Genomic DNA, 21,339 nt, shown 5'->3' on the forward strand with positions numbered 1-21,339 from the left:
CCATGACTTCTAACCTGCCGAATATTCCCTCGACCCCGCCTTCTTCATATCTGGCCTCGCGCCTGGCGCAGGCTCAGGGCAAGCCCCTGCCCGCCGGTGAGGCGATCGCCTCCTTCGTTCGTCACGATGATGCGCTCGCCGCTTTTGATGTGCTCAGCGAACAGGATTACCCGGTCACGGCGCTGTACCTGGTCAATGATGGTATCCGCCAGGTGGAGTACCCGGTACAGCCCGGTTACGGTCGTGCCCTGATTTCTGCGGCGATTCAGGGTGCGTCGATGGGCCTGGTGTTTTCGGTGCTGTTGACGCTGACCGGTGACTCTTTTACGTCGGTGGCGCTAAGGTACGTACCGCTGTCGGTGGCTGTGTTTGTGCTGTGGCAGATGTATATTCTTCGTCGTAATCGCGGTATTCGTTACCCGATGCGTACCGAGGCGATTCCCTCGCGTACCGTGATGTACGCTCTGCCGGAGTACGCTCAGGATGCGCGCCGCGTGCTGGGTGCGCACCCTCGCTTCTCGGCGGCGGTTGCGGCTGCTCGTGCGGCGGCAGCCCCGGAGGCTTCGCAGGCGCGTGCCGCTCAGAGCACCGTCTCGATGAATGGTGCACCGGTTCCGACCGGCGCCCCGAAGGCACCCTCGTACCGTGCGCAGGCGGGTAGCCAGCCGGCGCCGAACCAGAACCTTCCCGAGCGTGATGCGACCGCGCAGAACGCGATGGCTCAGAGCGCGGCGCAGAACATGCCCGCACCGGTTGCCCCCGCACAGCCCGCTCAGCTTACTCAGTCCGTACAGTCCGCTCAACCTTCCGAACAGGAACAGGCAAGCACTGACCAGGCAACCGCTCAGAAATCAGAGCCGCAGAAACGTCCGGCACAGCGGTACGGTCTGCGCGTGGACGACCCGGAAGAATACGCGAAGCTGATTCAGCCCAAGCCGCAGCGTCCGACTCTGCGCCCGCAGGGCCTGCACGATAAGTCCTCACACGATAACTCCTCGAAGGACTCCGAATAACCGAACCTGCAACAGCGGTAGCTGCCCACAACGGCGGGAAACAGGAATAGAAGGCAGCACTTAGAAGACACGAAAAAGCCCCTCACCGAACGAATCGGTGAGGGGCTTTCCCTATAAGACGTTACTAACGTAACTGGGGGCTAGGCGTTACTTCGCCAGCTTCGCCATCCACTCCTCAATGCCCTCAACGGTGCGCGGCAGTGCAGCAGACAGGTTCACGTTGCCGTCCTCGGTGCAGAGCACGTCGTCCTCAAGGCGGATACCGATACCGCGGTACTCCTCGGGGATAGACAGGTCCTCTTCCTTGAAGTACAGTGCCGGCTCAATGGTGAAGACCATGCCCGGCTCCAGCTCAGCCCACATGTACAGTTCAGCCTTCGCCTGCGCGCAGTCGTGCACGTCCAGGCCCAGGTGGTGGCTGGTGCCGTGCGGCATCCAGCGGCGGTGCTGACCGCCCTCAATGGTGAGGGAAACCTCGGCAGAAACAGGGAGCAGGCCCCACTCTTCCAGACGGTGAGCCAGAACCTCCATCGCGGCGTCGTGAAGTTCGTGAAACTTACGGCCCGGCTTAGCCACAGCGAATGCGGCGTCAGCAGCCTCCAGCACAGCGTTGTAGACCTTCGCCTGAACCTCGGTGAACTTACCGTTCACGGGGAAGGTGCGGGTCACGTCTGCGGTGTACAGGGTGTCGTCCTCAACGCCTGCGTCCAGCAGCAGCAGCTTGCCGTCATCGACGGTGCCGTTGTTACGGATCCAGTGCAGGATGGTTGCGTTGTTACCGCACGCTGCGATGGTGTCGTAGCCCAGGTCGTTACCGTCGGTACGTGCCACGGAGAAGAACGCAGTCTCAACGACGCGCTCACCGCGGTGGTGCTCCTTAGCCTTCGGCAGTTCACGAATGACCTCTTCGAAGCCCTTGACGGTCATGTCAACGGAACGCTGCAGGTTCTCAACCTCGATAGCGTCCTTAATCAGGCGAGCCTCGGAGAGAGCCACGGCCAGTTCGGAGTCCAGCTTGTCAGCCTGCTCCAGCTCCACGCCGGTGTTGTAGCGGGAGGTGTCAACCAGCGCGTCAACAGCCGGGTCAACGTTGCGGACCAGGCGGATGTTCACGCCGCCCAGGCCCTGGTTGCCGGCGTTCTTGGTGATAGCAACCTCAAGCTCGGACAGGTCGCGGGTACGCAGACCGTAACGCTCGGAGAACTCCTTCAGGGTGGGGCGGGGGCCAACCCAGAACTCGCCGTAGCGTGCATCCGCGTAGAACTCTGCGGTGTCGCGGCCAGCCAGCGGGCGGAAGTACAGGGTGACTTCGTGGTTGGAGCCGTTGTCGCCGGTACCTTCTTCGACGGGCTCGAAGATCAGTACGGCGTCGGGCTCGTGGTCGATGCCCAGACCGGTCTGGTGCGCAAACGCCGAGTGGGGGCGGAAGCGGTAGTCGCAGTCGTTGGAGCGGACCTTCAGCGGGCCTGCGGGCAGGACGAGGCGCTCGCCGGGGAATGCCTTGGAGATCTTGGCGCGGCGCTCAGCTGCGTAGTCTGCTACGGGCTCGCGGGTGTAGCCGTCATCTTCGGCAGGTGCCCAGTTTGCGGCAATGAATTCGGTGAACGCAGACGCCTTAGGGGTGCTGCGGTGGTCAGTCTTCTGAGCTTCGGTGCTCTTCTCGTTGTTCTCAGTCATGGGTTAATCATATCGCCTTCACCACAGGTGGGCAGGTGTTTTAGCGCTTTTGACCATAAGAGAGGGTGCGGTGGGACAGAATATATCTTTGACCTGCGACCGGGTGCCCGATATTGTGCCGCCGATATTGGTAGGGTTGAATCAGAAGAGTAGATGACATGCCTTAAACCCCGCTGAGGCGGCGATGAACTAGCAGGGGCGGGGAAGGAGAGAATATGACGCAGACAGAACACCGAAATAGTGCACCTAATGCGCAGCAGGCACCGCAGCCCGCTGAATCGGGCGCGCCTGAAAACCTGAACCGTGCCGGGCGTTACGATCTGCATATTCACTCCGCTATTTCTGACGGCACGCAGAGCCTGACCGAGCTGGTGCCGCTGATTGCTCGCGCCGGGTTGGCGGGTTTCGCGCTGACTGATCACGATACGACGGCTGGTTGGGCGCAGGCGGCTCAGCTGGCGGGTGAGTACGGTCTAGATTTTCTGCCGGGTGCCGAGTTCTCCTGCCGTTACCGGTACACCGACGGTGAGGGCCGCGCACGCACGAAGACTATTCATCTGCTCGCTTATGGTTTTGACACGGTGGGTTCGGAGTTGGCGCACCGTGTGGAGGCGATTCGCGCCAGCCGTGAGGGCCGTGCGCAGGCTATTGTGGACCGTCTTGCCGCCGACTACCCGCTGACCTGGGATGACGTGTTGGCGCAGGTGGGGGAGGGGAACACAGCGGTGGGCCGCCCCCATATTGCTGATGCGCTGGTTGCTGCCGGTGTGGTTGCTGATCGTTCTGAGGCTTTTGCGAAGCTACTGTACACGGGCAGCCCCTACTATGTGCCGCAGGATGCGCTGGACCCGTTGGAGGCGGTGCGTCTGGTGCGTGAGGCTGGGGGTGTGCCGGTGATTGCGCATCCGATGAGTACGATGCGTGGCCCCGCCCTGAGCCTGGAGTACCTGGGTTTGATGGTGGATGCTGGCCTGGCGGGTGTGGAGGTGTATCACCGTGAGAACTCTCCGGAGGACCGGGCGCGTCTGCTGGAGTTCATTGAGCGTCAGCGTGAGGCGGGCCGTGAGGTTCTGGTGACGGGTTCGAGTGATTATCACGGCGCGGGTAAGCCGAACCTGCTGGGTGAGAACACGACGGATGCGGTGACGGTGGCGCGTATCCGCGAGCAGCTGGCAACTCAGTAGTAAGACCCAGTAGTAAGACGAAAGAGTGTGGGGCGGATTCCCGGTCAAGGAACCCGCCCCACACTCTTTTGCGTTGCCCTAGTGTTCTGTTCTAAAGTGCCTTCTCTTTATAAATGCTTTAGATGCGCTTCAAGTATCAGCTATGCGCAACAGCTCAATAGCCTGTATATGAGTGGCTTGAATTGTCATGCATCGAACCACAGTTCGTCAACAGTTGCAACGTCGCTAGATAAATACGTTCGGCCATCCTCAGTAAAATTCAGCCAGGCGTATGCCCAGCGCAATTCCGAACCACTTGGGATGTTGTGATGACGTTCCTCCCAACGAAGGGTCAAAATCATGATTTATGCTTCTTTTTAGTTTTAATTTAATGTTAAAAATATTTAAGGCAATAGATTTTATATACCTCATTAATACATTGAAGAAAATTAAAATATTTACGTAAAACTTGAAACGAATTTATGTAAAAATCATAAATTTTCTTGCAAAGAGAAGAAAAAGCGATACACACTAGAGATACCTTCTGTAGCGCAGCACGGTGCTACGTGCAGAAAGTATCCGCCCACTAACATCACTTCGTCGTGATGAAGGGCGAATAATTCACTCACCTCTAGGAGACATCGATGTCTGAATATCATGCGCCATCGCGGCGCGCCCTTTTGGCAGGAGGAGCTCTTGCCGCAACCACTGCAGGAGTCTCAGCTTTCTCCCCAGCCCATGCGGAGCAAGCAAATAAGACTGAAGAGTTCATGACTCGCGCCCCAGAATGGGTAAAAAATACCCAGAAGCGGCTAGACGAGTTCAATAAGCGTCTGCAATATCTCACGTACACTGATACTGCGAGGGAGTACACAGCCCATAATCTTGCGAAGAACGGCCTTCACGTTAATGTTCTGGATTACTGCGTAGACCCCACGGGCGGAGTGGACTGCACCGATCAGCTGAATAAGCTGGCAGAGCGCCTGTATTGGCTCGGTGGAGGGTCAATTGAGCTACCTGCCGGTATTTACAAGGTGTCGCACCCCTTCATTCACTTGCTCGATAAGGTGGAGTTTTTCGGCCATGGAATGTCCACCCGAATTATTGCGACGCCCACAGATAAGCTTGATGAAGCAGTTCGTGAAAATCGAGATGAATGTTTCGGTGTTTTCCATACGGGAACTTATCAGGAGCGGACATCTATGAAGGTGACAGATAACCGTCCGATGCGTTTCGGAGTGCGTGATATGTGGATTCGCACGAGCCCTCAAAAAGGGCATATCAACGTAGATCAACTTAGGGATAATACGCATACTAGGGCACCGCTAGCCCATGTGGCAGGCATTATTCTACACACTGAGTTTACGGGTAAGCCCAATGACCCTGAGGCTGTCCCTTCCCTCTCTAACCTAGAAATTTGGGATGTAGATATGGGTGTTGCGATTTTGGGGCTTCATGACCGCGGTATGAAAGTTGATAAAATTCGTGTCCGTAAGTCTTTGCGTCAAGGCTTGCTGGTTGGCAAACCTGTCGGTCATCCGTTGCGCAGGATCGATGACAATAATCCTGGTGGCGCAGATAATAAGTTCCTTACAGTAGATATCTCCGATGCCAACCTTTCAAATAAAAACTACGCCGGAATTGAAATCTACGCCTCCCAATGCAAATTTTTTGGGTCAACCAGCTGGTACAACCGCCGCTCCGTACCAAAAGATCTTATCTACGTAACACGGAAAAAGGATCAGTCCGATGATCAATACACCGCTAAAGCTGGCGCCGGGTGGTACGTAGCTGGAACACGTAACCTATTCCAAGGATGCACGGCTCAAGAGAACGGTGGCCACGGATGGTTCGCCCTCATGCCACGGAATAACTATGTGGGCTGTATCGGCGAGTCCTCCAGCTGGCATGACGCAGTTTCAAAGCCAGCACGTAACCATGAGGCAGCGAACTGGTATATCAGCTCATGGGCTAGTGACTGCACTTTCACGGGAGTACGCTCTGATAATCCCTACGAAGATAGTGACAAGCCAGAGGATAAATTTCCACTAGATAAGGCTCTCGCAGCACGATGGGGGTTCTACCTTGAAGGTGGTGCAAACCGTCTTAGTATTATTGGGGCAAATGCTTTCGATGCTTGCAAACGTAATTCTAAAGCTAGGACTGCCGCTCAGCGGGATATGATGGGAAATAAATGGGTTCTTAAAGTCAACTCTGAACTTTATGAGCTGTTAAGGATTCAAATTAACGAATTTGAAATTAAAGGAGATCTTGTAGCACCAGTTCTCCCTAAAGCTAAAGGAAAAGCAACAGAAAATTAAAAATATTTTGGCCCTCTGTAATCTCGGACAGAGGGCCAAAATATTTTTTATGAGTTTAAAATATGCCTCGAGTGTCGGCTAGACGTAACACCTCAAAAGCCTGTTCATATGTTGCATCATGTGTCCACATGGAGTCCCAATAGGGTGCTTTATTTGCAAGACCAATACCTCGGTAGGTTAAATATTTTGCATCCTGTTCCAAATCCCAACTTCCGTAGAGTGCCCAAGTGTAGGCGTAGTGAAGCTCGGAGCCATGCGGCATATTAGGGTAGTAAGTCTCCCAAGTCTCTGGTGCAAGAATGGACGATTTATCCTGTAGTTTCACCTTCGGACTGCCTGCTAGCCTGTATGCCATAAGTACCGTTGTTTTTTCACCTGCTGGGGCATCGTAATGGAAATTCCCATCACTCCAACCCCAGGTAATGCCCCGCTGACGAGCCCACATCACCACAGGAAAACGCGGATCATCAGTCTTGATATCACCATACGGAGACTGAGCCGGAAGATTCTTCACCTCAGGAGAACCTGACAGACGGTATAGATACTCCACAAACTGGCCGCGAGAAATAACACTATCTTTCTTGACCATTTGGTACTTCTGGCGCTCAGAAATCAGACCAACACATTGTGCCCAACTAAAGATAACGCGACGCCCCAACTCACCATCTTGCCGATAATACTCATACTCTGCGCGGTCGTTACAGGTCACTGCCGGTTCGTCCGGCTGCACAATAGGGGTCACCTCGTGAGGCTTCAAATGCCCGGTAGCATACGCCGGAACACTGCCGCACACCATGGCGCTAGCCAAGAGTACAGCGCCGCCAGTCTGGACGACCCGCTTCGTGGGGCGGGCGAATAATTGTCGAAGCATCATAGCTCCTTCATGAACAGAAGGGTGCACAATCTTTGTGCGCCCTCATGAGTAGAACGTTCTCAGCGTATCAAAAATCCTAACCTTCAGGTAGAGATTTAGGGAATATGCAATGGGATGAAAACAAAAGAATGGGGCGGGTTCCTATTCAAGGAACCCGCCCCACACTCTTAACACGTGCTCTCACGAACGCGCAGACAAGACAGCCTAGACGCTCTCGCGCGACGCATGATGCTGCAACACCGCACCCGCAGCCGCCGCATCCATCTGAGCAGCCGCACGAGCCGCACGAGCCTTAGCCCGCGCCTGATGCTGACGTTGACGACGCAACTCATCACGGCCATCAATACGCATCTTCTTATCCACCGCATCCATCGACCGGTGACGCACAAACCGGCACGACGCACCCTCAACCGGCTGCGTAGTCTCCGTGAGCGTATCCAACACAGCCTTCAGCGCATGACGGCTCGCCGCCGTCAACGCATCACGACTCGTACCGCCACGAACACCCACCGTACGCTTCGGCGTGAACAACACACTCGCCCCACGCGGCACACCGCGATACTCAGCGAACGACACCGGATCCACACCCAGACGCTTAGCCATCACCTCAATAGCCGGCGGATTCTGATCCACACACACGAACTTACGACCCAGCTGAGCCGCCGCCGCACCCGTAGAACCAGAACCAGCGAAGAAATCCAACACCCAATCACCAGGGCGGGAACTCGCCGCAATCATACGGCGCAACAAACCCGTAGGCTTCTGCGTGGGATAACCCGTCTTCTCCTTACCCGTCGGCGACACAATCGTATGCCACCACACATCAGTAGGGAGCTTACCGCGAGAAGCCTTCTCCTCAGTCACCAAACCGGGAGCCATATACGGTTCACGATCAACCTCCGCAGTATTGAAGTAATAGCTGCGGTGATCCTTCGCGTACACCAAAATATTGTCGTGCTTCGTCGGCCAGCGGCGCGTAGACTTCGCACCGTAGTCATAAGCCCAAATCAGCTCATTAATGAAGTTCTCACGACCAAAAATCATGTCGCACATAATCTTCACATAATGAACCTCACGCCAATCCAGGTGCAGGTACAAGGTGCCGTCCTGCGCCAGCAGACGATGCGCCTGCTCAATACGCGGCGCTAGGAACGCCCAATAATCCTCGAACGAATCGTTATAGCTCGCCAGAGTCTGCAGGGTGCTCGAATAGCTCTTGCCCTTAAAACCGGTGCGGTCACCCTTCTCAGAAGCCTCCGCGCTCAACGTGCGGCGCGTCTGCTTCTTGCCCGTATTGAACGGCGGGTCAATATAAATCACGGTGAACGCACCATCGGGCAGCTCACGCAGATACTCCAGGTTATCTGCCTGCACCAGCAGCGACGGGCCCTGCGGATCGAAAACCGTCGAATCCGTGCGGTTCGCCTCAGCGGCAGGGGAGGGCACGGCAGGCGCCGGGGATGCTGAAATACCCAACCCCGGCCCTAGCCTTCAGAACCAGCACGGTCAGCGCCACGGCCCTTACCGCGAGAACCCTCAGCACGCGAGCCCTCAGAGCGGCGGCGGGTACGGCGGCGACCCTCACCCTCCACGGGCTGACCCTCAACGCGGCGGGTACGGCGACGCTGACGAGGCGCACGCTCAGAACGCTCCGAAGAACGTTCGGTACGCTCGGATGCGCCCTGCTCGTTACGCTCCGCACGCTCAGAAGAACGCTCAGCGCGCTTGCGGCCCTCGGAGCGGCTACGGCGCTCGCCGCGGCCCTCACCGGAACGACCCTCACGGCCACCGTCACGGCCGCCGCGGGAACGGCGCGAACCCTTCTCACCGTCACGGCCGCCAGAACGGCCACCATCGCGGCCACCGCGAGAACGAGCCGGGCGGCCATCACGAGAATCGCGGGCGCTCTCAAAGAACTCATCGCCCATGCCCTCAGCCACACGCTCCTCGCGCGGCAGACGGCCCTTAGTGCCAGCCGGAATGTTCAGATCGTAGAACAGGTGCTCAGAGGAAGAGTACGTCTCAACCGGCTCAGGAACACCCAGCTCCAAGGCGTCGTTAATGACCTTCCAACGCGGCAGGTCATCCCAGTCAACCAGGGTCACAGCGGTACCCTCATTGCCGGCACGGCCGGTACGGCCGGTACGGTGCAGGTAGGTCTTCTCGTCCTCGGGCACGCGGTGGTTAATCACGTGGGTCACGTCTTCAACGTCAATACCGCGAGCCGCCACGTCGGTCGCGACCAGAATGTCGACCTTGCCGGTGCGGAACGCCTTCAGCGCCTGCTCACGCGCAACCTGGTTCAGGTCACCGTGCAGGGGAGCGGCAGCGAAGCCACGGTTCACCAGCTCCTCTGCCACGCGGGCAGCGTCACGCTTGGTCTTGGTGAAGATGACGGTGCGGCCGCGGCCGGTAGCGCGCAGAATGCGGCCAATCATCTCGTCCTTGTCCAGGTGGTGTGCACGGTAGACGACCTGGCGAATCGACGCCTTAGTCTTCGAGGCGTCCTCGGGGTCAGCGGCGCTAATGCGCATGGGCTTGGTCATGTACTGGCGTGCCATCGCAATGACCGGGCCGGGCATGGTTGCGGAGAACAGCATGCTCTGGCGGTCCTCCGGCAGGTAGCTGAGGATCTTCTCAACCGACGGCTGGAAACCCAAATCCAGCATCTCGTCAGCCTCATCGAGGACCACGATCTTAACCTGCTTCAGGTTCAGGAAGCCCTGCTGGTACAGGTCGATAATGCGGCCGGGGGTTCCCACCGCAACCTCCAGGCCGCGGCGCAACAGCTCAGCCTGAGGCTCAATCGGCACACCACCGTACAGGGTGGCGACGCGGGCGTTGCGCAGCTTCGCAGCAATCGCCAAGTCCTCGCCCACCTGAATAGCAAGCTCACGGGTCGGAACCAGAATCAGCGCCTGAGGTGCGCCGGGGTACTCCAAATCAGCCCAACCCTCATCGTCGCGGCCGACCACACGCTGAATGGTGGGCAGACCGAAGCCGAGGGTCTTACCGGTACCGGTCTTCGCCTGACCAATGATGTCCTGGCCAGACAGAGCCACGGGAAGAGTCAGCTCCTGGATGGGGAAGGGGGAGGTAATGCCAACCGCCGCGAGGGCGTCGCTAATATCCTGGCGAACGCCGAAGTCGGCGAAGGACTTTGCAGTCTGAGTGGTTTCCTGCGTGTTCGTTTCAGTCACTGGACCGTATCTTTCTACCCCTGCTCGGGGTGTGTTTCTCCCCGTAACGGGGTGTACCAGCCAGCGCCTCAATGGTGGAGGCGGTGACGGGTGGGCGTCGAAAGCCGGCCGCGGGAAATTCTTACACGGGAAATTCTTACCGAGACGCCGCCTGCACGCATGATTAATACTCATGGTTCATTCATGATGAGAAGGCGGTGCAGCCTCGGGGTCTTGAAAGGGGTACGACCGGTCATTCACTTAACCCCTCAATATTAACCCGGATTTACTTCCGGCGCACCCCCGACCGGTTGTGGTGTGCGCCCGTGATGGGCGATATACCGCCCCAAAACCGGGTACCGCGAGGTTTCTGTGCGGGCGGTTTAAAGCGCAAACCCCCGCATTCGGCACGGCGTAACCATGTGGCGCATAAAGCGCGATTACGCATCGTGACGGATGCGGGGGAAAGCTCAAGCTAAAGGGGGTTCAGCTACCGAACTAATTAGGCGCCGATACCGAAGCCAACGTGACGCTTAGCGTCGGAACCCAGCTCAACGTAGCCAATCTGAGCGCCAGAAATCAGGGTGGTGTTGCCCTTATCATCCATAATCTGTAGCAGCGAGCCGTCCTCAATAGCCTTCGAGACCTTCTCCATGAGGATTTCCTTAGCCTCACTGGTCTCAACAACGATTTCACGAGCAATGTGGCGAATGCCAATCTTGATTTCCATGAGTCTCCTCGCAGAATAGTCCGGCGCAACCAAACGCGCGCCGGGTATGGGAACTGTCTTATCTAGCATCTACTCTAGCGTGAATGCGCCCATCGGCACCGTGAACGGGCGGTACTTCGCCGGGGGCTAATAAAATACTCGCCGCCGGATGCGTGAAAATGCGCGTGAAAAACGCCGGGAAGAGGGGAGGGGGAGACTCCTAAGACTCCTCCACCTGAATGCCGTAGAGGGTCTCCAGCGCCTGCACGTAATCCTCTGCGCGGCCCTCCGACGCCAGCTTCTTGGCGCGCACCGTCGGGGTGTGCAGAAGAGACTTCACCATGCGGCGCATCGCCAGCTCAAACTGCTCCGTCGCCGCACCGCAACCAAACTGGTTACGTACCTTCTCTAGCTCAGAATCCAGCACATCCATAGTGTGCGAGCGTAGCGCAACAATCGCGGAGTCAATCGTGCGGGAACGCTGACGAGACACAAACGCCGCCAGCTCAGACTCCACAATGCGCGTAGCCGTCGCCACGGATTCCTCGGTCTCCTCAGGGGCGGCAAGGCGCACCGACTCGAGCGTAATCAGCTCAACGTTCGGCAGGTCAGCGACCGACGGATCAAAGTCACGTGAAAGAGCAAGGTCAAGAATCGTGTGGTGGCCAGCCGGAATCTGCTCGGGAAGCAGCGGATCGGAACCGCCGGAGCAACCAATAATGACGTCAGCCTCAGCCATAGCCTGCTCCATGCCGCCCTCGGGCACCGCGAAGACGTCGCGCTTTGCCGCGAACTCGGGGGCACGACCCGAACGGGAATTCACCCAAATATCGGTGCAACCGCGCTCACGCAGAGCCGCAATGGTTGCGCCCGCATAGGCGCCGGTACCAAAAATCAGGGCGCGGCGGGTCGACCAGCCCTTCTCGGCAACCTCATCCGCAAGATCCAGGGCAACAGACACAATCGAGCGGCCCTGGGCGCCAAGCGCCGTGTGCTGACCTACCTGACGAGCCGTATGCGCCGCATGCTCAAACAGCTGCACCAGCTCACCGGGAAGGGTCACGCCGTCCTCTTGCGCCTTCGCCTGCGCGGCAGCCAGGGCGCGGCGTACCTGACCGGCGATTTCGCGCTCGCCAACCACTGCAGACTCCAGGCCGGAGGCGACCGTCAGCAGGTGGCGTGCAGCCTCCTCATCCTCGAACAGGTCAAAGCTGGAGGCAACCAGCTCCTTGTCCAGGCCGGAGGTCTGAGAAATCGAATCAACAATCAGCTCACGAACCATGGGGACATGGGCAGAGACGTGCAGCTGAACATACATTTCAAGACGGTTACAGGTGGCAAGAACTACTGCACCCTTAACACCGAGCTGACGCGCTACATCCGCCGCCAGAACATCGGGTACGCCGGAGGCACCGGCGCTCAACGCAGCGACGGTGGTCAAATCAACGGTGTGGTGCGATGCCACAAATGCATAAGTACTCACTAGAGATTAATCATAACCACGCCGACTAAGCCCCTGTAAAGCTCACAGAACCTAAGTTCCATCATCGTAGGGGGCAAGAAAATCTGTACGGTGGGGGAGCGGGCACGAAGAGTGGGCGCAAACTAAGGTGTCCCTCACCACTAAGAAAGCCACCATTAGGTAAGAGTCACCATGACATAGTGTCGCAAAAACGCCCACATAAACCTGTCACACTAGAGACTATGAGCGAAAACCAGCACACCACCCCCGCGTCGGCACAGGGCGCCGCACAGGCACCCGCCCTGCCCGCACACCCCACCGACACCCAGCGACCCCTGCTCACCGACGAGCAGCTCGCACACCTACCCGCCAACCACCCCCTGCGCGCAGGCACCACCGCCGACTCGCCCATGCTCCGCGCCCTCACCGGCCGCCCCTCCAGCCACCGACCCGTCTGGTTCATGCGCCAGGCAGGCCGCTCCCTGCCCGAATACCGCCAGGTACGCGAAGGCATCCCCATGCTGGACGCATGCCTCACCCCCGACCTCGCCGCAGAAATCACCGTGCAGCCCGTCCGTCGCCACAAGGTCGATGCCGGCATCTTCTTCTCCGACATCGTCATCCCCATGAAGCTCGCGGGCGTCAACGTCGACATCGTGCCCGGTAAGGGCCCCGTACTCGACCAGCCCGTACGCACCCTCGACGAGGTGCGCGCCCTGCCCGAACTCAAAGACAGCGACCTCGACCCCATCCGCGAAGCCGTCGCCGCGACCGTCGAAATGCTCGGCGACACCCCGCTCATCGGCTTCGCTGGAGCCCCCTTCACCGTCGCCGCATACATGGTCGAAGGCGGCCCCTCCCGCGACCACCTGCGCCCGCGCACCATGATGCACGCCGACCCCGACGCCTGGCACGAACTCGCCGCCTGGGCAGCCCGCACCGCAGGCCAGTTCCTGCGCGCACAGATTGAGGCAGGCGCATCCGCCGTGCAGCTCTTCGACTCCTGGGCAGGATCCCTCGGCGAAAGCGACTACCGCCGCTACGTGCAGGCACACTCCGCAACTGCCCTCGATATGGCGCGCGAATACGGCGTGCCGCGCATCCACTTCGGCACCGGCACCACCGCCCTGCTGCCCGCCATGCACGAAGCCGGCGCAGATGTCATCGGCGTGGACTACCGCCTGCCGCTGTCCGCAGCGAATACCCTGCTCAACGGCGCCGTACCCCTGCAGGGCAACATCGACCCGGCACTGCTCGCCGCAGGCAGCGAAAACCTCTACGCACACGTAGACGAGGTCCTCGCAGAAGGCAACGCCGCCCCCTCGCACGTGGTCAACCTCGGCCACGGCGTACCCCCGACCACCGACCCGCAGGTGCTCACCGACCTCGTGGCATATATCCACGAACGCACCGCGCAGGCATAGGATAAATAACGATAAATAGACGGCGCAGATGCTGGACATCCTCCGGCATCTGCACCGAAACATCTGCACCCCGAACCAACCACCACACCCGTTACCGCAATGGGCAACTCCACTGCACGCAGACCAAAGGAGAACCACCATGGGCCACACCAACCAGGCACCGCACCGCACCGCACAGGTCAGTTCCTCCGCCGCGCCCCAGAACGCACGAGCTTTCACCCGCAACGAGAAGGCACCCACCGCCATCGTCATCGGCGGCGGCCCCTCCGGCCTGATCTCCGCACGCCGCCTCGCCGCAGCCGGTATGCGCGTCACCCTGCTAGAACAGCGCCACCACCTCGGCGGTGCCGTTGGTGCCCACGAAGTTGGCGGACTGGTACTGGACTCCGGCGCAGAATCCTTCGCAACCCGCAGCCCTATCGTCAGCGACCTCGTCAAGGAACTCGGCCTGGGCGACCAGATCGTCGCCCCCAACTCCTACGGCTCCTGGCTGTACCTGCCGCAAGGCGCCCGTCGCACCCCCAGCACCGGCATCATGGGCATCCCCGGCAACGTGAACGATAAGTCGCTGATCCCCGTCATCGGTAAGAACGGTCTGCGCCGCGCCCAGGTGGACAAGTTCCTGCCCGTCTCCGCAGGCGAGAACGCGAAGACCCTCGGTGAGCTCGTGCGCATCCGCATGGGCCAGAAAGTGCTCGACAACCTCGTCGCACCCGTGGTCTCCGGCGTGTACTCCACCCACCCTGACAAGCTCGACGTCGATGCGACCATCCCCGGTCTGCGCGAAGCCTTCCGCAAGCACCGCTCCCTCTCCGCCGCAGCGCACGCTTTCCGTTCGGCAGCCCCCGCAGGCTCACAGGTCGCCGGTATCGTGGGCGGCATGAACCAGCTGTCCGAACGTCTCGTCGAAGATCTGTACGCCACTGGCGTTCGCATCGTCACCGGATTCGACGTCATCGCCGTGGACCGCGACGAATCCACCGGCCAGTGGTTCATCATCCAGCGCCACACCACCGACGGCGAAAACACCCCCCTCTACGCCGACTATCTGGTGCTCGCCACCGACGGCCCGACCGTGGCACGACTCATCGGCCCGCACGTCTCCACCGCACTACCCGCCCTGGAACCCGGCCCCGAAGTCGCCCTCGTCACCCTCGTCGTCGATGCCCCCGCCCTGGACAAGCACCCCCGCGGCACCGGCCTGCTCGTCTCCGAAGAAGCCACCGCCGTACGCGCCAAGGCACTCACCCACGCCACCGCCAAATGGCAGTGGGTCGCCGAGGCCGCAGGCCCCGGACGCCACGTGGTACGCCTGTCCTACGGCCGCGGCGGCGAAGACTCCCGCTTCTCCGAAGTCGCCCTCGCAGACGAGCAGCTCATCACCCTCGCCCTGCGCGACGCAAGTCGCATGATGGACGTAGCCCTCACCCACAACAACCTCGTTGACGCGGACGTCGTACGCTGGCGCGGTGTACTACCCGCCTCCACCCCCGGCCACCGCGACCGAGTCAAGGAATTCCGCGAACGCGCCAGCGAACTCGGAACCCTCAGCACCGTCGGCTCCTGGGCGGCAGGCTCCGGCCTGGTCTTAACCGTCAAAGACACCTACGAGCAGATGGACCGCCTCATCTACCACGCGGCACAGGACTGGGAAGGCGTCACCTCCCCGAAAACCGCAACCGCCAAGTAGACGGCGCAGCGGCGGCAGAAGCTCAGCCAATAACTCAGCTCAGCCAGTAACAAGACCAAAAAATTGAGAAAACGCGCAGCTACGGAAGCCGCGCCTCCAGCACAGCGAACCCTCGCTGAAGAAAGGAACACACAATGTCTCACGATCACGCAGCACACGGCCACGGCGGCGCACACGGCGCAGGTCAGGGCGGCTACACCCACGCAGGTCACGGCTACGGCGGCGCACCCAAGGGCTACGCAGTCCAGCACTCCGCAGCTGATGAGAACCGCCGCGGTCGCGAAGAAGGCGAAACCCTGCACTACGCCCTGTACACCGTGTTCGCACGCTCCGGCGCACGCCCGGCAGAGGCTAACACCGACGAGGCTCGTGCCGAATTCGAGAAGGTTGTTGAGCAGCTGGCCGCCGAGGGTGTGACCCTGCGCGGCATCTACGACGTCTCCGCAATGCGCGACAACGCAGACGTCATGATCTGGACCCACGGCGCAACCCCCGAAAAGCTGCAGGCAGCAGTCCGCAAGATCCGCCGCACCGCACTCTTCGCAGGCACCACCATCGTCTGGTCCACCATGGGCGTACACCGCGAAGCAGAATTCACCCGCAACCACGCACCCGCCTACGCACGCGGCAAGGCACCCGAAGCATGGGTCTGCGTCTACCCCTTCGTACGCTCCTACGACTGGTACTACATGAACCCCGAACGCCGCGCAGAAATGCTCAAGAACCACGGCATGAAGGCAATCGACTTCCCGCAGATTCTGGCAAACACCGTCGCAACCTTCGGCATGAACGACTACGAGTGGGTCCTCGCCCTCGAAGCACCCCAGCTCGTCGACCTCGTCGACATGATGCGCCACTTCCGCAACACCGAAGCACGCCTGCACGTACGCGAGGAAACCCCCTTCTACACCGGCCGCCGCATCGGCGCAGACGAAGTAGCAGAGGTTCTGGCGTGAGCCATCAGCCGCACAACGGCGTAACCCTCAACGGCACGCTCCTGCCGGACGACGTGGTACCCAACCGCACCGACCCGGCGAACACCGCCTCCAACGGCCCCGCCGCGCTCAACGAGCAGACCCTCGGCGACTACCGAAGCGAACGCAGCATCACCCGTGAACGTGCCGAAGAGGCGCGCCCCTACGACCTGGTGATCCTCTCCTCCTTCGGTGGCCCCGAGGGGCAGGAGGACGTCATCCCGTTCCTGCGCAACGTAACCGCTGGCCGCGGCATCCCGGATGAGCGCCTCGAAGAGGTCGCCACCCACTACCGCGCCAACGGCGGCGTCTCGCCGATTAACGAGCAGAACCGTGCCCTGCTCGCCGCGCTGCAACAGGCGCTCGCCGAACGCGGCCCGCACATCCCGATTACTTGGGCGAACCGCAACTGGAAGCCCTACGTGAAGGACGTGCTCGCCGAAGCCTACGAGAACGGCCACCGCAACGTGCTCGTGCTGGCGACCAGCGCCTACCCGGGCTACTCGAGCTGCCGCCAGTACCGTGAGGACTACGGCATGGCGATTGAGCAGCTCGGTCTGGAAGGTCGCGTGCACGTGGGCAAAATCCGTCAGTTCTTTGACGTGCCCGGCTTCTCCCGCGCTTTCGCTGACGGGCTGAAGGACGGCCTTGCCACGGTGCGTGAGCAGCTTGCCGCACGCGATAGCGGTTCGCTGAACCCGCGCCTGCGGATTATGTTCTGCACCCACTCGGTGCCGACTTCCGCTGCGAACGAGGCAGGCCCGCGCGGCGTGAACTACGAGGGCGGCTCCGCCTACGTGGAGAAGCACCTGCAGGTCGCCCGCGCCGTGCTTTCGCTGGTTCGCGATGAGGCCCCGCAGCTTCTGCAGAACGTCGAATGGGAGCTGGTGTATCAGTCCCGTTCCGGCCCGCCGTCCATGCCGTGGCTGGAACCGGACGTCAACGACGCCCTGGAGGCGCTACCCACCCCCGCCAACCCGGCGGAGGACGGTGAAGCCCCCGTGGAAGGCGTCGTGCTGGTGCCCCTCGGCTTCGTCTCCGACCACATGGAAGTCAAGTGGGATCTGGACACCGAGGCGCTGGACACCTGCGAACGCCTGGGCGTGGTTGCCGTGCGCACCCCCACCCCCGGCACGCATCCGGCGTACGTGGAGTCGCTGCGCCGCCTCATCGAGGAGCGCGTGGAGAACGGTGTTTCAGCCGACCTGCGCCCCGAACGTGAGAGCGTCCTCGCCCCGAGCGCGAGCGGTCAGTACGGCTGGTTCGACGAGTGCGAACCCGCCTGCTGCAAGCCCGGCCGAGGTGCGCCGAAGCCGGTCATCGCCGAGTACGTAGCCGCTGCTGACGGTGCTGATAACGCCGCTTCTGAGGCCAGTTCTTCTGGGAACACCGCCGCCAGCCGCTCCGGTGGATGCGGCTCCGGCGGATGCTGCTCCCACTAACACCACCCCTGTAGCTCCGGCTCGCCCCAACACCCCCCTGACCGGGGTGTGCGGGCGGGTCGGAGCGCACGTGCCTACAGGCTACCCCCCCCAGAATTTAGACAAACACACAGCGTCGCAAACACACAGCCTCTGGGGGAAACGCACACGCCTACGGGCTATCACACACATCACCGAAAAGGAGAGATATGAGCCATCACGAGTACATCTTGGGCACCCGCGGGTCTGCTCTCGCCCTGACCCAAAGCCGTATTGCCGCTGAAACCGTCACCTCCCTCTACACCGAACACCAGGCACACCACGGCGCCGCAGATGCCGAGGTCGTGGACTTCACCCTGCGCACCGTCAAAACCGAAGGCGACGTGCTCACCGGCCCCCTGGCAACCCTCGGCGGCACCGGCGTATTCGCTGCGGCACTGCGCCAGCGTCTGCTCGACGGCGAGAACGCCTCCGAAGAAAACCGCGTGGACATGGCAGTACACTCCCTCAAGGACCTGCCCTCCGCGCCCTGCCCCGGCCTGGTGGTCGCCGCAACCCTCAAGCGTGAAGACCCCCGCGACGCCCTCGTGGCACGTGACGGTCTGACCGTCGACACCCTGCCGGAAGGCGCCCGCGTGGGCACCGGCTCGCCGCGCCGCGCCGCCCAGTTGCGCGCTCTGCGCCCCGACCTTGAAATCGTGGACATTCGCGGTAACGTGGGCACCCGCATCGGCCGCGTGAAGGGCCTGGAAGAGCACGCCGGCAAGCAGGTCGTACTCCGCCAGAACGCTGAAACCTCTGAACGCGCCGACCACGGTGTAGGCACCGAACGCAGCGGCGACTGCGACGCCGTGGTGCTCGCCGTCTCCGGCCTCAAGCGCCTGGGCAAGGAAGAAGTCATCACCGAGTACCTTGACCCCACCCGCATGCTGCCCGCCCCCGGCCAGGGCGCGCTCGCCCTGGAAGTGCGCGAAAGCGAGTTCGAGAACCCGGACCCCGCCGTGCTCGCCGACCCCGAGGTGGCGCGCCCGGTGCGTGCCCTCGGCCGTGCCCTGCTCGCCGCAAACCACCACGAAACCCGCCTCGCCGTCAGCGCCGAACGTGCCCTGCTACGCCGCCTCGAAGCCGGATGTGCCGCCCCCATCGGCGCGTACGCGCACGTGGTTGAAGGCGACCTGGTGCTTAACGTTGTGGTGGCGTCTCCGGACGGCACCGACATGCTACGCCACACCTCGGCAACCGCCGAACTGGATGTGCCCGGCGCCGAACGCCTGGGCGTGCGCGTGGCAGAAGACCTGCTGCAGATGGGTGCCGCCGCCCTGGCCGGATTGGATCTGAAGTAGGCGTCATGTCTGCCTCGTGTTCTGAATCCCGGCAATGCGACATCCCGCAGGCTGATACCCCGCCTTCTGAATCCCCTCAGAGTGATGTCTCGCGCACGGTTCTGCTGACCCGCTCCGCCGCCCAGGGCGCCGCCTTCGCACGCGCCCTCGCTGAAGAAAGCGCACAGAACGAGTTGGGGGAGCCACGGGTCCTCTTCGCCCCGCTACAGCAGACACGCACCGTCAAACCGGGCGCAGACCACGCCGCCGCGCTGGAGGCGCTCGCCTCCGGGCACTATGCGTGGGTGAGCTTCACAAGCGCCAACACTGTTCGCGCCTGCGCCGAGCTGTGGGGTGCGGAGTTTGCCCGCGCCTGCGCGAGCGGGGGAGTGCGCATCGCCTGCGTGGGTGCGGCGACCGCCCGCGCCGTACACGCTCAGCTGGGGCTGGGCACGGATTTTCAGCCGCAGGTGCAGAGCGCCGCCGGTATGCTCGCGGAGTTTGGGCGCCCCGCCCTCATAGACCCCGCAGCTGATCCCGCCGCGACTGATTCAGCTGCAGTGCTGGTTCTGGAGGGTTCCAACGCCCGCCCGACCCTGCGCGAAGGCCTCAAAAACCTGGGCTGGGACAGCCGCCGCTGTGTACTCTACGATATGGTGCCCGCCGAGCAGGTGGCACCCGGCGAGCTGAGCCTTGCCGCCGCCCGCGCGCTCGTGCAGGGGAATGCCGTAGATGCCCCCGCCCCGGAAACCCCCGCCCCGGAAACCCCCGCGCCGGATGCGCTGGTGGTGACCGCCCCCTCCCGCCTGCACGCCCTGCTGGACGGCACCCCCGCGCTATCGCCTGAATCTGTACCGCCCGAATCTGTGCCGCCGGTGGTGGCGATTGGGGCGAGTACCGCCTCCGCATGCCGCGCCCTGAACCTGCGCTACGTGCAGGCCGATTCGCCGTCACCGCAGGATTTGGCGCGCGCCGCTGTATCCCTCATGTAGGCGCATCCCTCATCTACTAAGACCACATATTTTTATCGAGTTTTCAGGAGAGATCATGAACCTCACCCGCCGCCCGCGCCGCCTGCGCACCACCGCAGCCATGCGCTCCCTCGTCGCCGAGACCACCCTGCGCCCCGCGCAGCTGATTCAGGTGTTCTTCGTTCGCGACGGCATCACTGAACCGCAGCCGATTCGTTCGATGCCCGGTCAGTACCAGCACACCCTGGAGAGCATCATCCCCGCCGTGCGTGAGGCGTACGAGGCGGGCATCCGTTGCATTGACCTGTTCGGTATTCCCCGCGATGAGGATAAGGACGAGGTCGGCTCGACCGCGTGGGATCCGCAGGGCATCCTGAACCGTGCGATTGCTGTGTGCCGTGAGGAGTTCGGCGACGACCTGGTGGTTATGGCTGACACCTGCCTGGACGAGTTCACGCGCCACGGTCACTGCGGCGTGCTGGTCGATGACGGCCACGGCACCCTCGTGGTGGATAACGATCAGACTGTGGAGCTGTACTGCAAGATGGCGGTTTCGCAGGCGCGTGCGGGTGCGCACACGGTGTCCCCGTCGGGCATGATGGACGGCCAGATCGCGGCGATGCGTGCCGCCCTGGACGAGGCAGGCTTTGAGGATGTGTCGATTCTGGCGTATTCGGCGAAGTACGCTTCTGCGTTCTTCGGTCCGTTCCGTGACGCGGTAGAGTCGACCTTCAAGGGCGACCGTAAGACCTACCAGCAGGACCCGGCGAACCGCCGCGAGTCGCTGCTGGAGGTGCGCGCCGACCTGGAGGAGGGCGCCGACATGGTCATGGTGAAGCCCGCCGGCAGCTACCTGGATATTGTGCGCGAGGTGGCGGAATTTTCGCCGGTGCCCGTGGCCGCTTACCAGGTGTCGGGCGAGTACGCGATGATTGAGGCTGCTGCTGCGAACGGCTGGATTGACCGTAAGGCTGTGGTGCTGGAGTCGCTGCGTTCGATTCATCGTGCCGGTGCGGACGTCATCCTGACTTATTACGGTACGGAGGCGGCACGCTGGCTCCGCGAGCTGGACGCCTAACCCCCTCCCTCCCTCATTAATGCCGAGAAGCCACATGTGTTTCGAAAAGCCACGTCTTTGG

Annotated in this window: 16 protein-coding genes; 10 read left to right on the plus strand and 6 right to left on the minus strand. The window is 61.4% G+C overall.

Features of this window, described 5'->3' with window-relative positions; translation table 11 throughout:
• Window positions 1-2 precede the first annotated feature (2 nt).
• Window positions 3-1,013: a hypothetical protein gene (locus tag HMPREF2999_RS03690; protein ID WP_070675763.1), complete on the plus strand. Its 1,011-nt coding sequence runs from the start codon at window positions 3-5 to the stop codon at window positions 1,011-1,013.
• Between the two features lie 147 nt (window positions 1,014-1,160).
• Here HMPREF2999_RS03690 and HMPREF2999_RS03695 read toward each other — a convergent pair whose 3' ends face one another.
• Window positions 1,161-2,690, minus strand: a complete 1,530-nt coding sequence (locus tag HMPREF2999_RS03695) for an aminopeptidase P family protein (RefSeq protein WP_070675762.1) — start codon at window positions 2,688-2,690, stop codon at window positions 1,161-1,163.
• A gap of 215 nt (window positions 2,691-2,905) precedes the next feature.
• On the opposite strand from HMPREF2999_RS03695, the gene HMPREF2999_RS03700 reads away from it, so the two are divergent.
• Both HMPREF2999_RS03700 and HMPREF2999_RS03705 read left to right on the plus strand, forming a co-directional pair.
• Window positions 2,906-3,874 (plus strand): PHP domain-containing protein, encoded by a 969-nt coding sequence (locus tag HMPREF2999_RS03700; protein WP_005505258.1) that lies wholly within the window; start codon window positions 2,906-2,908, stop codon window positions 3,872-3,874.
• A gap of 623 nt (window positions 3,875-4,497) precedes the next feature.
• On the plus strand, window positions 4,498-6,174 hold the full coding sequence (locus tag HMPREF2999_RS03705) for a transcriptional initiation protein Tat (RefSeq protein ID WP_070675760.1): 1,677 nt from the start codon (window positions 4,498-4,500) through the stop codon (window positions 6,172-6,174).
• A 55-nt stretch (window positions 6,175-6,229) separates the two neighbouring features.
• Here the strand turns inward: HMPREF2999_RS03705 and HMPREF2999_RS03710 are convergent, their stop codons facing one another.
• From HMPREF2999_RS03710 to HMPREF2999_RS03730, 5 genes are all read right to left on the minus strand, one after another.
• Window positions 6,230-7,048 (minus strand): S-layer homology domain-containing protein, encoded by an 819-nt coding sequence (locus HMPREF2999_RS03710; protein ID WP_230457230.1) that lies wholly within the window; start codon window positions 7,046-7,048, stop codon window positions 6,230-6,232.
• A 204-nt stretch (window positions 7,049-7,252) separates the two neighbouring features.
• A complete protein-coding gene (locus tag HMPREF2999_RS03715) occupies window positions 7,253-8,524 on the minus strand; it encodes a DNA-methyltransferase (protein WP_070675758.1) in 1,272 nt (423 codons plus the stop codon).
• 8 nt (window positions 8,525-8,532) lie between these two features.
• Window positions 8,533-10,248, minus strand: coding sequence for a DEAD/DEAH box helicase (locus tag HMPREF2999_RS03720; RefSeq protein WP_070675756.1), 1,716 nt, complete (start codon window positions 10,246-10,248; stop codon window positions 8,533-8,535).
• 481 nt (window positions 10,249-10,729) lie between these two features.
• Window positions 10,730-10,957 carry a DUF3107 domain-containing protein gene (locus tag HMPREF2999_RS03725; protein ID WP_005505268.1) on the minus strand — a complete coding sequence of 76 codons (228 nt, stop codon included), beginning with the start codon at window positions 10,955-10,957 and terminating at the stop codon, window positions 10,730-10,732.
• A 199-nt stretch (window positions 10,958-11,156) separates the two neighbouring features.
• Complete coding sequence (locus HMPREF2999_RS03730; RefSeq protein WP_070675754.1) at window positions 11,157-12,419, minus strand: glutamyl-tRNA reductase; 1,263 nt, start codon at window positions 12,417-12,419, stop codon at window positions 11,157-11,159.
• A 221-nt stretch (window positions 12,420-12,640) separates the two neighbouring features.
• Here HMPREF2999_RS03730 and hemE point away from each other — a divergent pair, with 221 nt between their 5' ends.
• From hemE to hemB, 7 genes are all read left to right on the plus strand, one after another.
• Entirely contained in the window at window positions 12,641-13,822 is a 1,182-nt protein-coding gene (hemE, locus tag HMPREF2999_RS03735; protein ID WP_070675752.1) for a uroporphyrinogen decarboxylase, read from the plus strand.
• Window positions 13,823-13,961: 139 nt separating this feature from the next.
• Entirely contained in the window at window positions 13,962-15,512 is a 1,551-nt protein-coding gene (gene hemG / locus HMPREF2999_RS03740) for a protoporphyrinogen oxidase (RefSeq protein WP_070675751.1), read from the plus strand.
• Window positions 15,513-15,646: 134 nt separating this feature from the next.
• A complete protein-coding gene (hemQ, locus tag HMPREF2999_RS03745; RefSeq protein ID WP_070675748.1) occupies window positions 15,647-16,468 on the plus strand; it encodes a hydrogen peroxide-dependent heme synthase in 822 nt (273 codons plus the stop codon).
• A complete protein-coding gene (locus HMPREF2999_RS03750; RefSeq protein ID WP_070675746.1) occupies window positions 16,465-17,928 on the plus strand; it encodes a ferrochelatase in 1,464 nt (487 codons plus the stop codon). Before hemQ ends, HMPREF2999_RS03750 begins: the two co-directional genes overlap by 4 nt.
• 188 nt (window positions 17,929-18,116) lie before the next feature.
• Entirely contained in the window at window positions 18,117-19,250 is a 1,134-nt protein-coding gene (locus HMPREF2999_RS03755) for a hydroxymethylbilane synthase (protein WP_070675744.1), read from the plus strand.
• A 5-nt stretch (window positions 19,251-19,255) separates the two neighbouring features.
• Entirely contained in the window at window positions 19,256-20,221 is a 966-nt protein-coding gene (locus tag HMPREF2999_RS03760; protein WP_083315076.1) for a uroporphyrinogen-III synthase, read from the plus strand.
• Between the two features lie 55 nt (window positions 20,222-20,276).
• A complete protein-coding gene (hemB, locus tag HMPREF2999_RS03765) occupies window positions 20,277-21,278 on the plus strand; it encodes a porphobilinogen synthase (protein WP_070675742.1) in 1,002 nt (333 codons plus the stop codon).
• Window positions 21,279-21,339 lie beyond the last annotated feature (61 nt).

It is taken from the genome of Rothia sp. HMSC066H02, from assembly GCF_001814995.1.
GTDB classification, from domain to species: domain Bacteria; phylum Actinomycetota; class Actinomycetes; order Actinomycetales; family Micrococcaceae; genus Rothia; species Rothia mucilaginosa.

What these genes read in the sequence shown, in the direction of transcription:
- HMPREF2999_RS03690 (WP_070675763.1), top strand. Translation starts at nt 3, where the DNA reads ATGACTTCTAACCTGCCGAATATTCCCTCGACCCCGCCTTCTTCATAT.
- HMPREF2999_RS03695 (WP_070675762.1), bottom strand. Translation starts at nt 2,690, where the DNA reads ATGACTGAGAACAACGAGAAGAGCACCGAAGCTCAGAAGACTGACCAC.
- HMPREF2999_RS03700 (WP_005505258.1), top strand. Translation starts at nt 2,906, where the DNA reads ATGACGCAGACAGAACACCGAAATAGTGCACCTAATGCGCAGCAGGCA.
- HMPREF2999_RS03705 (WP_070675760.1), top strand. Translation starts at nt 4,498, where the DNA reads ATGTCTGAATATCATGCGCCATCGCGGCGCGCCCTTTTGGCAGGAGGA.
- HMPREF2999_RS03710 (WP_230457230.1), bottom strand. Translation starts at nt 7,048, where the DNA reads ATGATGCTTCGACAATTATTCGCCCGCCCCACGAAGCGGGTCGTCCAG.
- HMPREF2999_RS03725 (WP_005505268.1), bottom strand. Translation starts at nt 10,957, where the DNA reads ATGGAAATCAAGATTGGCATTCGCCACATTGCTCGTGAAATCGTTGTT.
- hemE (WP_070675752.1), top strand. Translation starts at nt 12,641, where the DNA reads ATGAGCGAAAACCAGCACACCACCCCCGCGTCGGCACAGGGCGCCGCA.
- hemG (WP_070675751.1), top strand. Translation starts at nt 13,962, where the DNA reads ATGGGCCACACCAACCAGGCACCGCACCGCACCGCACAGGTCAGTTCC.
- hemQ (WP_070675748.1), top strand. Translation starts at nt 15,647, where the DNA reads ATGTCTCACGATCACGCAGCACACGGCCACGGCGGCGCACACGGCGCA.
- HMPREF2999_RS03755 (WP_070675744.1), top strand. Translation starts at nt 18,117, where the DNA reads ATGAGCCATCACGAGTACATCTTGGGCACCCGCGGGTCTGCTCTCGCC.
- HMPREF2999_RS03760 (WP_083315076.1), top strand. Translation starts at nt 19,256, where the DNA reads ATGTCTGCCTCGTGTTCTGAATCCCGGCAATGCGACATCCCGCAGGCT.
- hemB (WP_070675742.1), top strand. Translation starts at nt 20,277, where the DNA reads ATGAACCTCACCCGCCGCCCGCGCCGCCTGCGCACCACCGCAGCCATG.